This window comes from Pseudomonas sp. MIL9, assembly GCF_016887925.1.
Classification (GTDB): domain Bacteria; phylum Pseudomonadota; class Gammaproteobacteria; order Pseudomonadales; family Pseudomonadaceae; genus Aquipseudomonas; species Aquipseudomonas mohnii.
On record NZ_JAFEHE010000031.1, the window covers coordinates 105279 to 121352 of the forward strand.

Sequence of the window (16074 nt, forward strand, 5' to 3'; positions counted from 1 at the left end):
CTTTTGGGCAGCCTGCGGCGATCCCCTCTGCCGGCCCATGCCCAAGTTCAAGAACCCATGGCTCGAGCGTTACCTTTCAGTATCACCTCAATCCGCCGCCATTGCCTGATGCTGGTTGGCCTGTCGACGTTCTTCGTCAGCGGATGCAGCCATCAGGATGGTAACGACCTCTTGACCCAATTGCGCGAAGGCAAACCCCAGGAATTTCTGCAAACCAGTGTCGACCGCATGGCCACCCTGACCATGCGCGACAACCTCGACAGCCTCTATCTGCTGATGAGCAAGCTGTACCTGCGCAACCCCGACGAGCTGAAAAAATCCGGCTTCCTTGACGCGCGCATCGCCGGCAAGCAAGTGCGCATGGCCATCGAACAGCAGCAGCCGCTGCCAACGCTTGGCGGTAAAAAGGACCTCGCGGCGCTACGGTTTGCCATGAGTCCGGAATTTCTGGGCGACCGGGTCGGTGCGTTCATCTATGCCATCGGCAGCATGCTGGTCACCGCCCACGGCAATCGCCTGGAGTTCTACATGACGGACGCGATCAACCCGACGTTCGTCAGCAACGCTGCACGCAACATCGAGATTGCGACCTGGATCCTGAGTCAGCGACAAAACAAAAACGGCGAACCCATGCTGTTTTCCAACGAAATCTCGGAAGAGGGCAGCAACCTGAGTTTTGCCGTGGAGTTCGGCAAAATAGTCGCGCGCCTGGATTTGCTGACGCAGATGCTGGACGAGCGCTACCGGCGCATCGGCCTCAACTACGCCCAGAGCCTGCTGTTCCTGAATTTCCTGCCGGTGCAATAGAACGGCGGTGACTCTCCAACAAGGGTGATAGTGCATGTAGGGAATAAAGATAGATCGCATCGATATAACTGGTTATAAGAAAAATCGCTATGCTGCGGGCCAGATTTCCCTTGCAGTCTTTGTGGGCGTATCGATGGATTTAGTGAATATCGGGTTGGTCGTAGCCGGGCTGGTGGTCGGTTTCATCGTCGGCATGACGGGCGTGGGCGGCGGGTCGTTGATGACGCCGATCCTGCTGTGGTTCGGCATCAATCCGGCAACGGCGGTGGGCACCGATCTGCTGTACGCGGCCATCACCAAATCCAGCGGCGTGCTGGTTCACAAAAAAAACGACAACATTGACTGGGCCATCACCGGCTGGTTGACGCTGGGCAGTGTGCCGGCAGTGGCGTTGACCCTGTGGTTCCTCAGCAGTCTGCACAGCGCCCCCGAGGCGATGAACGCCATCATCAAGCAGGCGTTGGGTTTTGTCCTGTTCGCCACGGCGCTGGCGATCCTGTTCAAGAAGCGCCTGCTCGATTTCGCCCACAAACGTGCCGGCGGCAACTACAACCCCAGCGGTACGCAGTTGAATGTCCTGACGGTCGTTACCGGTCTGGTGCTCGGCACCATGGTCGCGCTGACCTCCATCGGCGCTGGCGCGCTGGGCACGGTGGCGCTGTTCATTCTCTATCCGCTGCTGCCGACCCGCCGCCTGGTCGGCACGGAAATCGCTCACGCCGTTCCCTTGACCCTGGTCGCCGGTCTTGGTCATGCGAGCATGGGCAACATGGACTGGCATGTCCTTGGTTACTTGCTGGTCGGTTCGCTGCCGGGGATTTACCTGGGCAGCCATTTGACCGGTCGTATTTCCGATGAACTTCTGCGTCCTTGCCTGGCGACGATGCTGGTACTGATCGGTTACAAACTGGTGTTCTGATTCGGCATGGGGCGCAGCTTCACTCACGGGTGAATATTTCCAGCAGATGCCCGTCCGGGTCATCGAAATACACCCGCCGCCCCCCCGCAAACTCATTGATTTCCTTCGGCCGTTGTTTACCAGGGTCAGCCCACCACTGCTGACCATGGGCCAGAAGGCGCGCAAAGACCTCGTCGAAATCATCCTCGCCAATCAAGAACGCGTAGTGCTGCGACGCTATCGGCGGGTCATTGTCGTAGAAGTCCAGTGACACGCCGTTGTCGAACCTGACGACCAGCATCGGGCCAAACGGCTGCGGGGCGGGCAAGCCGAGAAGGTCGGCGAGGAAGTTGGCCGATACCTGCTTGTCGCGGCACCAGACAATGGTGTGATTCAACTGAGCGCTCATGCAGTGGTCCTCACGGCGGATCAGGTGGGCTTCCATGAATCTTGAGTTTAGCCCGGCCTGTTGCGCTTCGACCGCCCTGACCTAAGCTTTGGACAAGGCGAACAACATTTGCGGAGCGTCACCCGGAACGATCGCCGCGATGCGCAATCATTAGAGCGTGGATATCAAAAGGAGATGCGCATGCTCATCAGGTCACTGACCCTGGCTACCCTGCTGGCAGTTGCCGGTCCCTTGTTCGCCGCTGATGGCGACTCACCGCTGGACATGGACAAGGGCAGGTCCCGGCCACTGATCGTCATCGCTCCCAGCACGGTCGACCCGACGTGGGTCAGCCTGAAAAAGTCGCTGGAAGAGCCGGATAACAAAAAGGGGTTCACCGAGCGAAACCTGGTGTTGTACACGGTGCTCAATCTGATGGGTCAACGTGATGGCAAAGACCTGGGGCCACAAGACACGGCAGCGTTGATTCGTTCACTCAAACTGGGTGCCGGGGCCAAGACCAAGGTGATTCTGGTGGGCAAGGACGGCGAGAAGAAGCTTGAACAGTCCGGGCCCGTCGAGTTGAAAGAAGTCTTTGCTGCGGTCGACCAACTCCCGGCGGCCGAGAAGGAAACGCCACCACCAACGGTAGCGCCCGCTGCCGAACCCGAGCCAAGCGCCAAGGGCGCCAAAGGCGAAAAAAACGGCAAAGCGGCCAAGCCCGCGAAGCCCGCCAAGCCGCCGGAAATGCCGGATGATTGACTTACCCCAACTCGGTGGCGAGTGAGCAGCCCCCCTCGCCACAGGTAAGCTACGTGGGGATTACTGGCTCAGCGCACTCAAAATCTGGTGAGCGATCTTGACCCGCTCTGCAATCGGGTAGTTCTTGTTGGCCAGGATCACGATGCCAATATCTTTCGACGGCACAAACATGGCGTAGGCACCGAAGCCACCGGTCGACCCGGTTTTGTTCAGCAGCAGGTTTTTCGGTTGCGGTTGAGGCGGGTTGAGCCACTGGACCTTGTGCGCCTCCATGGCCATCTGCGGCGAGTTGCCCGCCAGCAACTGATCCAGGGTGACCGGGTACTGATAGAGCTCCCATCCCAGGCCCTGGGTCATCTCGCCGACGCGGTAATAACCGGTATGGGTCAGGGCGATTGCCTGTTGTAACGGTTTTTCCAGGGAGGCGGGTTGCAGGTTCGCTTGCACATAGCCGATCAAGCCCGAGGTGCTGGTTTTCACCCCGTAAGCCTCGGAGTCCAGCGCCCCCGGCCCGACGCGCACCGGCTTGTCGTCCTTGTTGTAGCCCTGTGCATAAAAGCCCATCTGCGCCTGCGGCACTTTGAGGTAGGTGTGCTTGAGGCCGAGTTTGGGCAGCAGCGTGTGTTCCATCAATTCATTGAATGGCTGGCCCATGCTTTGGGCCGCAAGGTAGCCGAATAAACCGAGGCTCGGATTCGAGTACTGCCGGTGGGTGCCAGCGGCGTAGGTCGGCTGCCACTGCTTGAAATAGCCGAGCATCTTGTCCGCCGAGTCGGCGGCGTCGGGGAATTGCAGGGGCAGACCGCCTGCGGTGTAGGTGCCCAGTTGCAGCACGCTGATGTGATCGAACGCACTGCCGCGCAATGCGGGCCACACCTGGCTGGCCTTGTCGGACAACGACATCTTGCCGCTGGCCTGGGCGTAGGCAGCGAGGGTGGCGGTGAAGGTTTTGCTCAGGGAGCCGATTTCGAACAGGGTGTTTTCAGTGACCGGTTGCGCGTTTTCTTTCGACGCTACCCCGTAGTTGAAGTAGTGCGGCTTGCCGTTGACGGTCACCGCCACGGCCATTCCGGGAATGCCCTGGGCTTGCATGACCGGGCGCACGGCGGCATTCACCAGCGTCTCCATTTGATCCTGTGCGATGCACTGGCCAGCCGCGAGCGCCGCTACGCAAACCGCGAAGATTTTCAGTCTGTCCATGGGAGTGTTGTCCGTCATCGATTCAATTGCGCGTCATTTTAGGCGGTTAATCGCTCCGCTCCGAATGGTTTTTGAGCCCTGCCGGCCATCGGCGGCAGGGTGGGTTGTTGGGGGGCGTGTATCCGTCAGATCAGCGCACCAGGCACGGCCGCTTGTTGTCGAATGTCCACCCCGGAATCAAAAACTGCATCGCCACGCTGTCATCCCGCGCGCCCAGCCCCATGCCTTTGTACAGTTCATGGGCCTTTGCCACCTGATCCATATCCAGCTCGATGCCCAGCCCCGGTTTCTGCGGCACCTGCACGCAGCCGTCGACGATTTGCAGTGGGGCTTTGGTCAGGCGCTGGCCGTCCTGCCAGATCCAGTGGGTGTCGATCGCCGTGATTTCACCCGGTGCGGCTGCCGCGACATGGGTGAACATCGCCAGGGAGATATCGAAGTGGTTGTTGGAATGCGAGCCCCAGGTCAGGCCCCATTCATGGCACATCTGGGCCACGCGAACCGAGCCTTGCATGGTCCAGAAATGCGGGTCTGCCAATGGGATGTCCACCGATTGCAACTGGATCGCGTGACCCATTTCCCGCCAGTCGGTGGCAATCATGTTGGTCGCGGTTTTCAAACCCGTGGCACGCCGGAACTCGGCCATGACTTCACGTCCCGAGTAACCATTTTCCGCGCCGCAGGGATCTTCGGCGTAAGCCAGTACCTGGTGCTGGTCGCGGCACAAGCGAATGGCCTCCTTGAGGGACCAGGCACCATTGGGATCGAGAGTGATGCGTGCGTCGGGGAAGCGTTCGGCCAGGGCCGTCACCGCTTCGATTTCGGCATCGCCGCTGAGCACGCCGCCCTTGAGCTTGAAATCCTTGAAGCCGTACTTCGAATGAGCTGCTTCGGCCAGGCGCACCACGGCGTCGGCGGTCATGGCTTTTTCGTGACGCACCCGGAACCAGTCGTTGTCGGCATCCGGCTCGCTACGGTAGGCAAGATCGGTTTGCTGGCGGTCGCCGACATAAAACAGATAGCCGAGCATTTTCACTTCATCACGCTGCTGGCCTTCGCCGAGCAGGGCGGCGACGGGAACGCCCAGATACTGCCCGAGCAGATCGAGCAGCGCCGCCTCCAGCCCCGTGACGGCATGGATGGTGATGCGCAGGTCGAAAGTCTGCAGGCCACGGCCGCCGGCGTCGCGGTCGGCGAAGGTCTGGCGCACTTGATTGAGCATCTTCTGGTAGGTGCCGATCGGGCTGCCGACCACCAGGCTGCGGGCGTCTTCGAGGGTCTGGCGAATACGCTCGCCACCCGGTACTTCGCCGACGCCGGTGTGGCCGGCGTTGTCCTTGAGGATCACGATGTTGCGGGTAAAAAACGGCCCGTGGGCGCCGCTCAGGTTGAGCAGCATGCCATCGTGGCCGGCCACCGGGACAATCTGCATGCTGGTGATGATCGGGGCTTTGGCGGTTTCTTGTTGGGTCATGTTCTTATCCTTTTAAACCGTGTTCTTGAAAAGTATTCAGGCGTGGTGGGGCGCCGGTTTGGCCGTTGTGGTGATGGACGCGGCCTTGGGTGTGTTGCGTGCGGCGAAGACGATGATCGCGGCGATGATCGAGGTTGCGGCCAGGCCATACAGGCCGCCCTGAATGGAGCCGGTGCGTTCTTCCAGCAGGCCGAAGGTGGTGGGCGCAACGAACCCGCCAAGGTTGCCCACCGAGTTGATCAACGCGATGACGCCAGCGGCGATGCGCGCATCCAGATAGGCCTGGGGAATTGGCCAGAACAGCGATGACGCCGATTTGAAACCCAGTGCGGCGAAGCAGATCGCGACAAAGGCGAAGACCGGCCCACCGGTGGTGGACATGAACATCCCGGCGGCGGCGATCAGCAGCGCGGCGGCGACCCACGCTTGCTGGTGTTTCCATTTGGCCGACAGCGAGGCAAAGGCGTACATGCCGACAATCGACAGCAACCACGGAATCGAGTTGAACATCCCGACCTGGACGTCGCTCAAGTCGCCCATTTTTTTGATGATGCTCGGCAGCCAGAAAGTGGCGGCGTAGATGGTCAGTTGAATGAAGAAGTAGATCAGGCAGAACAGGATGATCTGGCGATCCTTGAGCAGTTTGCCCAGGGACGGTTTGATCGGCGTCGCGGCTTCGCGGGCCAGTTGCTCATCATCGATGGCCTGGACCAGTGCGTCTTGCTCGTCCCGGGTCAGCCATTTCGCGTCGTGGGGCCTGGAATCGAGCCAGAACCAGACAAACACACACAGCCCGACCGAAAACATCCCTTCAATGAAGTACATCCACTGCCAGCCGTGCATTCCGAAGCCGGTGATTTGCAGGAGCAAACCGGACAGCGGGCCGGAAATCAGCGACGCAACGGCCGAGCCACTGAGGAAAATGGCGATGGCCTTGCCGCGCTCCACACCGGGCAACCAGCGAGTGAAGTAGTAGATCACGCCAGGGAAAAACCCGGCTTCGGCCACACCCAACAGAAAACGCAGGACGTAGAAGTGGGTTTCGTTCTGGATGAACGCCATGCCTGCGGCGACCAGGCCCCAGGTCAGCATGATGCGGGTCAGCCAGAGGCGAGCGCCGACTTTCTGCAGAAGGATGTTGGAGGGCACTTCGAACAATGCGTAGCCGATGAAGAACAGACCGGCGCCGAGGCCGTAGGCGGCAGCGCCAATACCCAGGTCGTGTTCCATGTGGGCGCGGACGAAGCCGATGTTCACGCGGTCAATGTAATTGACGATGAACATGATCACGAACAGCGGCAAGACGTGACGTTTGACTTTCGAGATGGCGGACTTCAGCACCGAATCGGCGCCATCGTCCATGGCTGAAATGGATGTATTCACTGCGTTTTCTCCCACTCGTTATTTTTATGCGGGGTGCGGCTGGGTGTTGCGATGTTGATAGACATCATACAACTGCTTTTTTTTGTCCTGCAATAGCGTTCGCCGAATAAAATGGCGCGATGTCGGCAATTTTTATTCCTTTCGCTGTGACTTTTTTTCGTTTGATTGAGCATCTATTGGCGTTATGTTGAGTGTTGTCATACAAGTTAAGTGGTGTTTTCTTGAGTTTGCAGGCGATCGCAGTGCTACGATTGCGCTAGTTCTGCTTTTGGATGAGCGCCATGCAAGAAGATCTCGACGCACCTGCCCGCAAGCGCAGCCACAACCTGGCCCATGACCTGGTGGCCAAGCTGACCCAGAGCATCCTGCTTGGCCAGATGCTGCCCGGCGCAAAGCTGCCGTCGGAGAACACGATTGTTCAGGAGTACGGCGTCAGTCGCACCGTGGTGCGCGAGGCGATTTCGAAGTTGCAGGCCTCCGGGCTGGTGGAAACCCGGCACGGCATCGGCACCTTTGTGCTGGAGCGTGCGCCGGAACAGGGCTTGCGACTGAATGTCGACACTGCGCTAGGGGTGCGCAGCATTCTGGAATTGCGCATGGGCCTGGAAACCCAGGCCGCCGCACTGGCCGCCACTCGCCGCAGCGATCAACAGTTGGCGCAGATGCGCGAGGCGCTCGACGACTATCAGCGTCTGCTGGCCAACAATGACAGCTGTGTTGAAGCGGATCGGCGCTTCCACCTGCTGATCGCCGAAGCCACGGGCAATGTGTGCTTCACCGAGATCATGCAGCACCTGGGTAGCGCCATGATTCCGCGAACCCGGGTGAATGCCGCCGAGCGCGGCGCGGTGGACCTGAGCAAGCTCGGAGAACTGGCCAACCTCGAGCATGAGGCGATTCTCAACGCCATCAAGCGCCAGGACCCGGACGCAGCGCGGGCAGCGATGTGGCTGCATTTGACCAACAGTCGCGACCGGTTTTCTGCCAGTTGATCGAGTCATCGTTCATCGCGGGCAAGCCCGCTCCCATAAGGATTGAGGCGGTGCGCATATTCTGTGTGCGCCCTTGAAACCTGGAGGAGCGAGCTTGCTCCGGGTGGCGTTCTGGCGATGGCGCCGGACGTCTCAACTCAAACCGCTGATCCAGCGCGAGTCTCTTGAATCATTGGTCTGCGCTCCAGGTTCAACGCCAACACACTGATCAACACCACAACCGCTCCAACCCCAACCATCAGCGTCGGCCTTTCACCCAGCGCAAACGACGCAATGGCCATCGCCATCGGCGGTACCAGATACAGCGTCATTGTTGCCCGACTCAAATCCACATGTGCCAATACATAGGCCCAGGCCAGATACGCCAGGGCACTGGGGAATATCCCCAGGGCAAACACTGCCAGCTGCGCGCGCAGCGGTGCCACGGCGACCTGCTCCACAAGGCCTGGCAGAAAAACCGCTAACAGTAACGTCCCGGACCAGACCGTGTAACAGACCAGGGTCAAGCCGTCATAACGCCCGGTGTGGTGCTTTTGCAGGGCGAAATACAGACTCCAGGACAGCGCCGCCAGCAGGATCAGCAAGCCGTGGGCGTCGATGCTGCCCAGGCCATGATCGCCCGCCACCACGATCACCACGCCGAGCAGGCCCAATAAAACGCAGCCCCAGCGCCAGAGGCTGACCCGGTCCTTGAACGCGAAGCGCGCGAGCAAGGTGCTGAACAGCGGCGTGGTTTGTGCCAGCACACTGGAAGCGCCAGCGCTGACGCCTTGCTGGCCGAAGTTGATCGCCACGTGATGCAGACTGACGGCAAAGAAACCCAGCCCGAACAGCAATGGAACATCGCGCAGTCCTGGCAGGCGAATGCCCCTGCACAACGCGACCACGGCCATGAACACCGATGCCAGCAGGAAACGCAAAAGCGCCAGATGCACGGGGTCGTAGGCGAGCAGGCCGATATGGATGCCGGTCGGGGAATACCCCCAGCAGGTCACGACAAACGCCATGGCCAGGATGATCTTCAAGGGCGAAACGGGGGCGTGTGTGAGCGGCTTCATGGTCGTGCACCGGTAGGCAGGTGCTCTGAGTATCTGAACCTGAACCATTCGCCACAACTGACTTATACTGCGCTAACCGTTCACTTTGGGTGATGTATGGAGTTGGCGCAGATTCGCATGTTCAAGACCGTTGCCGAACTGGGCAGCATCGCCCGTGCGGCAGAAGTGCTGCATTGCGTGCCGTCGAACATCACGGCGCGGATCAAGTCGCTGGAGGCGGAGTTGGGTGTCGCGTTGTTTTTGCGCGAGGGGCGCGGGCTGCGCATCAGTCCGTCGGGTCAGACCTTTCTGGCCTACGCCTCGAAAATCCTGGCGTTGACCGCGGAGGCGAAGCGGGCGGTGGACCCCGCGGCCGAGCCTTCCGGGCCGTTGCGCATCGGCGCCATCGAGTCCTCGGCCACCGGTCGCTTGCCGCGACTGCTGGCCAAATTCCACAAGCGCTTCCCGCAAGTGGCGCTGGAACTGACTACGGGCACTTGGGGGCAATTGCTGGATGACACCCTCAATCATCGGCTGGATGGCGCCATAGTTGCGGTGGATGTCGAGCGCTCGCACCTCAAGCGCACGCCGATGTACCGCGAAGACCTGTTGCTGATTGCCTCGACATCGCTGGGGCCGGTGCGTGACATGGCGGATCTGCATGACAATACCGTCTTCATGTGGCCCCAGGGTTGTCCGTATCGGGCGGCGCTGGAACATTGGTTGTTGCGCCAGGGGCAGGCGTTGCCGATTGTCAGCCTGGCCAGTTACGGCGCGATTGTCGGGTGCGTCAGCGCCGGGGCCGGCGTGGCGCTGGTGCCCAAAGGCGTGTTCGATCAATACGCCAAGGGCGCAGGGTGCGTGGGTTACGAGTTTCCCGAGCTGACGGCGATCGAGAACTTGTTCTACTGGCATGAAAACGCCGGGGTGCACCCGGCGCGAGAGGCGTTCGTGGCAATGTTGCGCGAGGAATTTGCTTAAGCGAACTGGTAGCCGTGAACGCGGATTGATCAGCTCACGCATACATCCCGCATCAACAACCCGAAACTCAAATCCACCGCATCCGGAATCGGCAGGTACACCGTATGCCCATCCCCCGGCGCGACCTCGATCGCTTCACCCCGGATGTTGTGCAATTGATGCAGATCGAAGTGGAAGTTGCCCTTGGGCGTCATCAACTCCATGTGATCGCCCAGGCCAAACCGATTCTTCACCTTCACTTCCGCCAACCGCTCACGTCGCTCGCCGGTCAGTTCACCGACGAACTGTTGCCGCTCCGACACCGAGCTGCCGTTCTGGTAGTTCTGGTACTCGTCATGCACATGCCGACGCAGAAAGCCTTCGGTGTAGCCGCGCTGAGCAAGGGATTCGAGGTCGGTCATCAGGCTGCGGTCGAAATCGCGGCCGGCCACGGCATCATCGATGGCCCGTCGGTAGACTTGCGTGGTCCGCGCACAATAGAAATGCGATTTGGTCCGGCCTTCGATTTTCAATGAGTGCACACCCATCTGTGTCAGGCGCTCGACATGCTGTACGGCGCGCAGATCCTTGGCATTCATGATGTAAGTGCCATGCTCGTCTTCGAAGGCCGGCATCAGTTCGTCGGGGCGATTGGCCTCTTGCAGCAGGAACACCTGCTCGGTGGGCGCGCCGAGACCCAGGGTCGGTTCCGGTTGGTACTGTTGGACGATTTCGCCCAGGGTGTTTTCCGTGGCCTCCTGCGCCGAATACTTCCAGCGGCAGGCGTTGGTGCAACTGCCCTGGTTGGCGTCACGCTTGTTCATGTAGCCCGACAGCAGGCAGCGGCCCGAATAGGCCATGCACAGCGCACCGTGCACGAACACCTCCAGTTCCATGGCGGGAACCTGTTGGCGGATTTCGGCGATTTCTTCCAGAGACAGTTCCCGCGAGAGGATGATCCGGCTCAAGCCCTGCTGCTGCCAGAACTCGACACTGGCCCAGTTCACTGTATTGGCTTGTACCGAGAGGTGAATCGGCATCTGCGGGAAGTGCCGGCGCACCAGCATGATCAGGCCGGGGTCGGACATGATCAACGCGTCCGGCGCCATGGCGATCACGGGTTCCAGATCCTTGAGGAACGTCTTGAGCTTGGCGTTGTGCGGCGCGATGTTCACCACCACGTAGAAGCGCTTGCCCTGCGCCTGCGCTTCACGAATGCCGAGGGCCAGGTTGGCGTGATCGAATTCGTTGTTGCGCACGCGCAAGCTGTAGCGTGGCTGGCCCGCGTACACGGCATCGGCGCCGTAGGCGAAGGCATAACGCATGTTTTTCAAGGTGCCGGCGGGGGCGAGCAGTTCCGGAGCAATCTGGTTCATGGTGGGATCGATCGCAAAAGCCGCCGAGCGTATACGCCTTGCTCCGAAGGTTTATTGATCTGGATCTATGCTTGATGAAAAAAACGATGGCACTCGCGCGAGCCATGGTGGCCTAAGCATCAGGGCGCAACATTGCGTTCCGGCGGACTGACATGGATCGGACATGAACGAAGAGACATTACAAGACAAGTCACTGACGGTGTTGCTGGGGCTGGTGAGCATCGCCTTCGTCTGGATTCTGTTGCCGTTCTACGGCGCGGTGTTCTGGGCAGTGATCCTCGGCATCCTGTTTGCGCCCCTGCAGCGTCGACTGCAATTGAAGTTCGGCTGGCAGCGCAACATCACGTCGTTGCTGACGCTGAGCATCTGTCTGGTGATCGCGATCCTGCCGGTGATCATCCTCGGTTTCTTGCTGGTTCAGGAGGGGGCGGCGCTCTACAACAGAATTGAAAGCGGCGAGTTGGACATCGCAGGCTATGTGACGCACTTCAAACACAGCCTGCCGCCGTACTTTCAGCACTTGCTCGATCGGTTCGGGGTCGGCGAGCTGAACGGCCTGCGGGAGAAGATCATCAAGAGCGCGGTGACGGGCAATGAGTTTGTCGCCACGCAGGTCTTCAGTTTTGGTCAGGGCACTTTCGATTTTGTGGTGAGTTTTTTCATCATGCTCTACCTGCTGTTCTTCTTTCTGCGGGACGGTGCCGAACTGGCGCGCAAGGTTCGCTCCGCCGTACCGCTGCAGGAACACCAGAAGCGTCGTCTGCAACTCAAATTCAACCGCGTGGTGCGGGCCACGGTGAAAGGCAATCTGCTGGTGGCGATCACACAAGGCGCATTGGGTGGTTTGATTTTCTGGTTTCTGGACATCCCGAGCGCGTTGCTCTGGGCCGTGTTGATGGCGTTTCTGTCCCTGTTGCCAGCGGTGGGGGCGGGCATCGTCTGGGCGCCGGTGGCGGCGTTTTTCCTGTTCACCGGGGCGATCTGGCAGGGCGTGGTACTGGGGGTGTTCGGGGTTTTTGTGATCGGACTGGTGGACAACGTGCTGCGACCGATCCTGGTGGGCAAGGATACCAAGATGCCGGATTATCTGATCCTGATCTCGACCCTGGGCGGCCTGGCGATTTTCGGCCTCAACGGTTTTGTGATCGGTCCGCTGATTGCCGCACTGTTCATGTCGAGCTGGGCGATCTTCATCGAAACCAAACCGCGGGTTCAGCTGCCTTAAGCGCTGAATTTGCCCGTCTGGCCAGTGCCGATACGCTCAGACAATGCCTGGGCGGCCGGCAGCGAAGTGAGCGGGCCGCTGATCTGTTCGCCGTCCTGTACCAGATACCAGCAGGCGAGCAGTCCCAGCTCTCTGAGAGGGGCGGGAACGGCGCTGCCGATAACGGACATAATATGAACCTGAGACATCATCAGTACCTCCATCGATCTATGGAGATACCTTACGGGGCGGGTGCTTTTGCGGACAATCACCGTTTTCGATAGTGGTCATTGACGCCAGTGGGTGCAAATGACCGTTTGTCGGTCACCGCACCTTTCAATGTTCCTGCTGGCCGGCGATAACGTTTTCGAACGCGCCATCGCCAGCAAGCGGGCCCCTGCGGACTCTGTCAGTAGTGACCGTAACGCGGGCCATAGTAACCACGGGGTGGGCCGTAATAACCACGGGGTGGTCCGTAGTAGACCGGCGCCGGACGGTAGTAGATCGGTTGCTGCACATAGACCGGAGCCGGCTGGTAGTAAACCGGTGGCGGTGGTGCGGCATACACCGGTGCGGGTTGGGCGTAGACCGGCTGTGCATAAACAGGTTGCGGCTCGACATACACCGGCCGGTTGGCGTTGATCAGGGCCGAGCCGACGATGGCCGTACCGACGATCGCTCCAAATACCGCCGCGTCATTACCACCACCGTGGGCTTGCGCCTGTCCTGCGATAGCGAGCGCGCCGATCAGCAAGGCTACTGTGGGGATTTTACGGATCATGATAATTCCTCGGTTCTTCGCCCCGGCGCTTGTGTCTGCAATAGACCCAGGGATCGTCGCGGGGATACTTCTAAGACAGCGTTTTTTTCAAAATCAGCACAGCCGTTAGGTAAATTTTGTGTAAGGTCTGTACCGGCTTGCTTACGGTCGCCCGATGCCGTAAGCAGGCCCTGGAATATGATTGATCAGAACACCCTGGACTGGCTAAGCCCGTCCATCTGAAAGTGCACTGGAAGGAGATTCACATGCAGATGAACCCCAACAGAGACACCCGGCTGTGCATGTCCCTCTCCGGACGCCCCGGCAACTTTGGCCTGCGATTTCACAACCATCTGTATGAACAGCTGGGGCTGAATTTCTACTACAAAGCCTTCAGCAGTCAGGACTTGCCGGGCGCTGTCGGCGGTATTCGTGCCTTGGGCATTCGCGGCTGCGGCGTATCGATGCCGTTCAAGGAAGCCTGCATTGCGCTGGTCGATGAGTTGGACGCGTCCGCCGCCGCCATTCAATCGATCAACACCATCGTCAATACCGACGGTCATCTCAAGGCCTATAACACCGATTACATTGCGATTGCCCAACTGCTGGAAACCCACGCCGTGCCCAAGAACACCACCTTTGCCCTGCGCGGCAGCGGCGGAATGGCCAAGGCGGTGGCCAGTGCCTTGCGCGATGGCGGTTACACAAACGGCCTGATCGTGGCCCGCAACGAGCGCGCCGGCCGGGCCCTGGCTGAGTCCCTGGGCTATTCATGGCAAGCGGAGCTGGGGGAGAAACGGCCGCAAATGCTGATCAATGTCACGCCGGTCGGTATGGATGGCGGCCCGGAGGCCGGTCAGTTGGCATACGAAACCGAGGCCATTGCGGCTGCTGATATCGTCTTCGATGTGGTGGCGATTCCCTCGGAAACGCCGCTGATCGTGCGTGGTCGTGCCGAGGGCAAGCAAGTGATCACCGGACTGGAGGTGATCGCGCTCCAGGCGTTGGAGCAATTCGTGCTTTATACCGGTGTGCGGCCGACGGATGAGCAATTTCAGCAAGCGGTGGCGTTTGCGCGCAGTTGAAGGTCTTTTGCCTGCCTTAAAACAAGGTCAAGGAGGTACCCATGCATCCCCCCATTCTCAACCTGAACCACGTCGAACTCGAGCCCCTGCCCGAAGCCTTGGCGCCCACCGGTGAAACCGCCGGCCGCTATCAGCAACGCATGGCCCGCGTGGGTCAGCAACTGGGGGCTCAGAAGCTCGGATATCGCCTGTACGTGCTGGAACCGGGGATGCGTGGCAGTCCGTTTCACAGTCATCGGGTCAACGAGGAGATGTTTTACGTCGTGGCCGGGGAGGGGGAGATCCGTCTTGGCGCCGAACGCTTCCCCATTCGCGCTGGCGACGTGATCGCCTGCCCGCCGGGCGGTCCTGAAGCGGCACACCAGATCATCAATACCAGCCTTGCAGAGTTGCGTTACCTGGCGGTCAGCACCCAGCAGTCACCGGAGATCTGTGAATATCCGGATTCCGGCAAGTATGCGGTGATGGATGACTTCAAGGTCGATGCGCAGGGGCATGCCTCGGGGTTTGTCGCGGTTGCCCGGCAGGCGGATGGGGTGGATTACTGGGACGGGGAGTGAACGGTTCCGAGATCGAGTCGGCAAAGGTGTAATTGTGGCGAGGGAGCAAGCTCCCTCGCCACAGGGTTATTTGTTCAAGTTAATGATGTTTACTCAAGCCGCGCCAAACGCTCTTCCAGTGCCGCAATCCGCGCCTCGAGCTCTTCGATGCGCTCAACCGAAACAGCGCTGCCACCACCACGTTCGACCGGGTTCTGCCGCGCCGCGAGAATCGCGTCGATATCCGCCGGGTCGCCCAAGGCATGCATATACCGGTCTTCCCGCTGCCCGGCCTGGCGGGGAATCAGCAGGGCCAGGCCACGGGCAATCAAGCGTTCAAGCTGATGCACCACCTGGTCGGTATCTTCGAAGTCATGCATGCGGCCGCTGCGGGTCAGCAACTCATTGACCGTTTGTGGGCCGCGCAGGAACAGCAGTCCCGCCAGCACCACTTGAGCCGGCACCAGTTCCAGCGCCTTGTCGACCCTGTGCTCCCAGCGATCCGCACGGCTGCCCATCACCAGTTTGGTGAAGCCGCGTGCCTCGAGGGCGCGCAAGCTCTGACCGACCTGGCCCTGGGTCAGGTTCATCACCGGTTCACGGCTGGTCTTCTGGTTGCAGGCGATCATCAGCGCATTGAGGGTAAGCGGGTAGGTTTCCGGGCTGGTGGCCTGTTTTTCGATCAGAGAGCCCAGAATACGGATTTCCGTGCTGTTGAGTCGCGGCTCGTCATAGGTCGTCTCTTGCTCGGTGATCATGGTTCTGCGTCCTTACCCGGTTCAGGTTTTCACTTGCGTGGATGCACTTTAGATTGGTGTGCGTCAATGGCAATAGAATTTGCGAACTATCTGGGCTGTTTAATGAGGCATTAACGCAATAGTAACGAATTTTTTACAATTGGACGGGCACCGTATGCGGGGCCATGGACAGGATGTCCTTGAAGTGGGGGATTTACACGTTTCTTGCATCGACAATGTCACCGGCCTTAAGCAATGGAAGATGGAGTAAGGCATGAAGTTGATGTTGGTATCAGCCAAACAAGATGTGCTCGATAGCACACGATTCGCATGACTATTTTGATTACCGGCGTTGCCGGATTCATTGGGTTTCACACCGCCCGGCGTCTATGCCTGGACGGGCATGAAGTGGTCGGCATCGACAACCTCAACGACTATTACGACGTCACGCTCAAGCGCGCACGACTCAAGG

18 protein-coding genes are annotated in these 16074 nt (G+C 59.8%); 9 read left to right on the forward strand and 9 right to left on the reverse strand.

What is annotated here, in order from left to right:
* Window positions 1-57: 57 nt before the first annotated feature.
* Entirely contained in the window at window positions 58-807 is a 750-nt protein-coding gene (locus tag JQF37_RS28235; protein ID WP_130211000.1) for a hypothetical protein, read from the forward strand.
* Window positions 808-940: 133 nt separating this feature from the next.
* Window positions 941-1726 (forward strand): sulfite exporter TauE/SafE family protein, encoded by a 786-nt coding sequence (locus tag JQF37_RS28240; protein ID WP_130210999.1) that lies wholly within the window; start codon window positions 941-943, stop codon window positions 1724-1726.
* A 19-nt stretch (window positions 1727-1745) separates the two neighbouring features.
* On the opposite strand, the gene JQF37_RS28245 is transcribed toward JQF37_RS28240, so the two are convergent.
* Window positions 1746-2114, reverse strand: coding sequence for a VOC family protein (locus tag JQF37_RS28245; RefSeq protein WP_130210998.1), 369 nt, complete (start codon window positions 2112-2114; stop codon window positions 1746-1748).
* 180 nt (window positions 2115-2294) lie between these two features.
* On the opposite strand from JQF37_RS28245, the gene JQF37_RS28250 reads away from it, so the two are divergent.
* Window positions 2295-2855, forward strand: a complete 561-nt coding sequence (locus JQF37_RS28250) for a DUF4174 domain-containing protein (protein WP_130210997.1) — start codon at window positions 2295-2297, stop codon at window positions 2853-2855.
* A gap of 60 nt (window positions 2856-2915) precedes the next feature.
* Here the strand turns inward: JQF37_RS28250 and ampC are convergent, their stop codons facing one another.
* The 3 genes from ampC to JQF37_RS28265 all read right to left on the reverse strand — a co-directional run bounded on the left by ampC (window position 2916) and on the right by JQF37_RS28265 (window position 6912).
* Window positions 2916-4055: a class C beta-lactamase gene (ampC, locus tag JQF37_RS28255; protein ID WP_204149875.1), complete on the reverse strand. Its 1140-nt coding sequence runs from the start codon at window positions 4053-4055 to the stop codon at window positions 2916-2918.
* Window positions 4056-4185: 130 nt separating this feature from the next.
* Window positions 4186-5529 carry a glucarate dehydratase gene (gudD, locus tag JQF37_RS28260; RefSeq protein WP_130210995.1) on the reverse strand — a complete coding sequence of 448 codons (1344 nt, stop codon included), beginning with the start codon at window positions 5527-5529 and terminating at the stop codon, window positions 4186-4188.
* A gap of 36 nt (window positions 5530-5565) precedes the next feature.
* The gene (locus JQF37_RS28265; protein WP_130210994.1) at window positions 5566-6912 is read right to left on the reverse strand and encodes an MFS transporter; all 1347 of its coding nucleotides are present in this window, start codon (window positions 6910-6912) and stop codon (window positions 5566-5568) included.
* A gap of 281 nt (window positions 6913-7193) precedes the next feature.
* Here JQF37_RS28265 and JQF37_RS28270 point away from each other — a divergent pair, with 281 nt between their 5' ends.
* Window positions 7194-7904, forward strand: a complete 711-nt coding sequence (locus JQF37_RS28270) for a FadR/GntR family transcriptional regulator (RefSeq protein WP_130210993.1) — start codon at window positions 7194-7196, stop codon at window positions 7902-7904.
* A gap of 137 nt (window positions 7905-8041) precedes the next feature.
* On the opposite strand, the gene JQF37_RS28275 is transcribed toward JQF37_RS28270, so the two are convergent.
* Window positions 8042-8962: a DMT family transporter gene (locus tag JQF37_RS28275; RefSeq protein ID WP_130210992.1), complete on the reverse strand. Its 921-nt coding sequence runs from the start codon at window positions 8960-8962 to the stop codon at window positions 8042-8044.
* Window positions 8963-9058: 96 nt separating this feature from the next.
* Here JQF37_RS28275 and JQF37_RS28280 point away from each other — a divergent pair, with 96 nt between their 5' ends.
* A complete protein-coding gene (locus JQF37_RS28280; RefSeq protein ID WP_130210991.1) occupies window positions 9059-9922 on the forward strand; it encodes a LysR substrate-binding domain-containing protein in 864 nt (287 codons plus the stop codon).
* A gap of 29 nt (window positions 9923-9951) precedes the next feature.
* Here JQF37_RS28280 and yegQ read toward each other — a convergent pair whose 3' ends face one another.
* Window positions 9952-11277, reverse strand: coding sequence for a tRNA 5-hydroxyuridine modification protein YegQ (gene yegQ, locus JQF37_RS28285; RefSeq protein WP_130210990.1), 1326 nt, complete (start codon window positions 11275-11277; stop codon window positions 9952-9954).
* 163 nt (window positions 11278-11440) lie between these two features.
* Between yegQ and JQF37_RS28290 the strand changes: the two genes are divergently transcribed.
* Entirely contained in the window at window positions 11441-12502 is a 1062-nt protein-coding gene (locus tag JQF37_RS28290) for an AI-2E family transporter (protein ID WP_130210989.1), read from the forward strand.
* Here the strand turns inward: JQF37_RS28290 and JQF37_RS28295 are convergent.
* The gene (locus JQF37_RS28295; RefSeq protein ID WP_130210988.1) at window positions 12499-12690 is read right to left on the reverse strand and encodes a hypothetical protein; all 192 of its coding nucleotides are present in this window, start codon (window positions 12688-12690) and stop codon (window positions 12499-12501) included. The two genes, JQF37_RS28290 and JQF37_RS28295, sit on opposite strands and share 4 nt — an antisense overlap.
* Before the next feature lie 200 nt (window positions 12691-12890).
* Entirely contained in the window at window positions 12891-13262 is a 372-nt protein-coding gene (locus JQF37_RS28300; RefSeq protein ID WP_130210987.1) for a hypothetical protein, read from the reverse strand.
* A 245-nt stretch (window positions 13263-13507) separates the two neighbouring features.
* Here JQF37_RS28300 and JQF37_RS28305 point away from each other — a divergent pair, with 245 nt between their 5' ends.
* On the forward strand, window positions 13508-14326 hold the full coding sequence (locus JQF37_RS28305; RefSeq protein ID WP_130210986.1) for a shikimate 5-dehydrogenase: 819 nt from the start codon (window positions 13508-13510) through the stop codon (window positions 14324-14326).
* A 41-nt stretch (window positions 14327-14367) separates the two neighbouring features.
* A complete protein-coding gene (locus tag JQF37_RS28310; protein WP_130210985.1) occupies window positions 14368-14886 on the forward strand; it encodes a cupin domain-containing protein in 519 nt (172 codons plus the stop codon).
* 89 nt (window positions 14887-14975) lie between these two features.
* Here the strand turns inward: JQF37_RS28310 and JQF37_RS28315 are convergent, their stop codons facing one another.
* On the reverse strand, window positions 14976-15623 hold the full coding sequence (locus tag JQF37_RS28315; protein ID WP_130210984.1) for a DUF480 domain-containing protein: 648 nt from the start codon (window positions 15621-15623) through the stop codon (window positions 14976-14978).
* 309 nt (window positions 15624-15932) lie between these two features.
* Here JQF37_RS28315 and JQF37_RS28320 point away from each other — a divergent pair.
* On the forward strand, window positions 15933-16074 hold a 142-nt coding region (locus tag JQF37_RS28320), incomplete at its 3' end, for an NAD-dependent epimerase/dehydratase family protein (RefSeq protein ID WP_204149877.1).

Bases quoted from the DNA above. Each gene is read 5' to 3' on its own strand.
- JQF37_RS28280 (WP_130210991.1), top strand. From the start codon at position 9,059: ATGGAGTTGGCGCAGATTCGCATGTTCAAGACCGTTGCCGAACTGGGC.
- JQF37_RS28305 (WP_130210986.1), top strand. From the start codon at position 13,508: ATGCAGATGAACCCCAACAGAGACACCCGGCTGTGCATGTCCCTCTCC.
- JQF37_RS28315 (WP_130210984.1), bottom strand. From the start codon at position 15,623: ATGATCACCGAGCAAGAGACGACCTATGACGAGCCGCGACTCAACAGC.
- JQF37_RS28235 (WP_130211000.1), top strand. From the start codon at position 58: ATGGCTCGAGCGTTACCTTTCAGTATCACCTCAATCCGCCGCCATTGC.
- JQF37_RS28310 (WP_130210985.1), top strand. From the start codon at position 14,368: ATGCATCCCCCCATTCTCAACCTGAACCACGTCGAACTCGAGCCCCTG.
- JQF37_RS28290 (WP_130210989.1), top strand. From the start codon at position 11,441: ATGAACGAAGAGACATTACAAGACAAGTCACTGACGGTGTTGCTGGGG.
- JQF37_RS28270 (WP_130210993.1), top strand. From the start codon at position 7,194: ATGCAAGAAGATCTCGACGCACCTGCCCGCAAGCGCAGCCACAACCTG.
- JQF37_RS28295 (WP_130210988.1), bottom strand. From the start codon at position 12,690: ATGTCTCAGGTTCATATTATGTCCGTTATCGGCAGCGCCGTTCCCGCC.
- JQF37_RS28245 (WP_130210998.1), bottom strand. From the start codon at position 2,114: ATGAGCGCTCAGTTGAATCACACCATTGTCTGGTGCCGCGACAAGCAG.
- JQF37_RS28250 (WP_130210997.1), top strand. From the start codon at position 2,295: ATGCTCATCAGGTCACTGACCCTGGCTACCCTGCTGGCAGTTGCCGGT.
- gudD (WP_130210995.1), bottom strand. From the start codon at position 5,529: ATGACCCAACAAGAAACCGCCAAAGCCCCGATCATCACCAGCATGCAG.
- JQF37_RS28275 (WP_130210992.1), bottom strand. From the start codon at position 8,962: ATGAAGCCGCTCACACACGCCCCCGTTTCGCCCTTGAAGATCATCCTG.
- JQF37_RS28240 (WP_130210999.1), top strand. From the start codon at position 941: ATGGATTTAGTGAATATCGGGTTGGTCGTAGCCGGGCTGGTGGTCGGT.
- yegQ (WP_130210990.1), bottom strand. From the start codon at position 11,277: ATGAACCAGATTGCTCCGGAACTGCTCGCCCCCGCCGGCACCTTGAAA.
- ampC (WP_204149875.1), bottom strand. From the start codon at position 4,055: ATGGACAGACTGAAAATCTTCGCGGTTTGCGTAGCGGCGCTCGCGGCT.
- JQF37_RS28300 (WP_130210987.1), bottom strand. From the start codon at position 13,262: ATGATCCGTAAAATCCCCACAGTAGCCTTGCTGATCGGCGCGCTCGCT.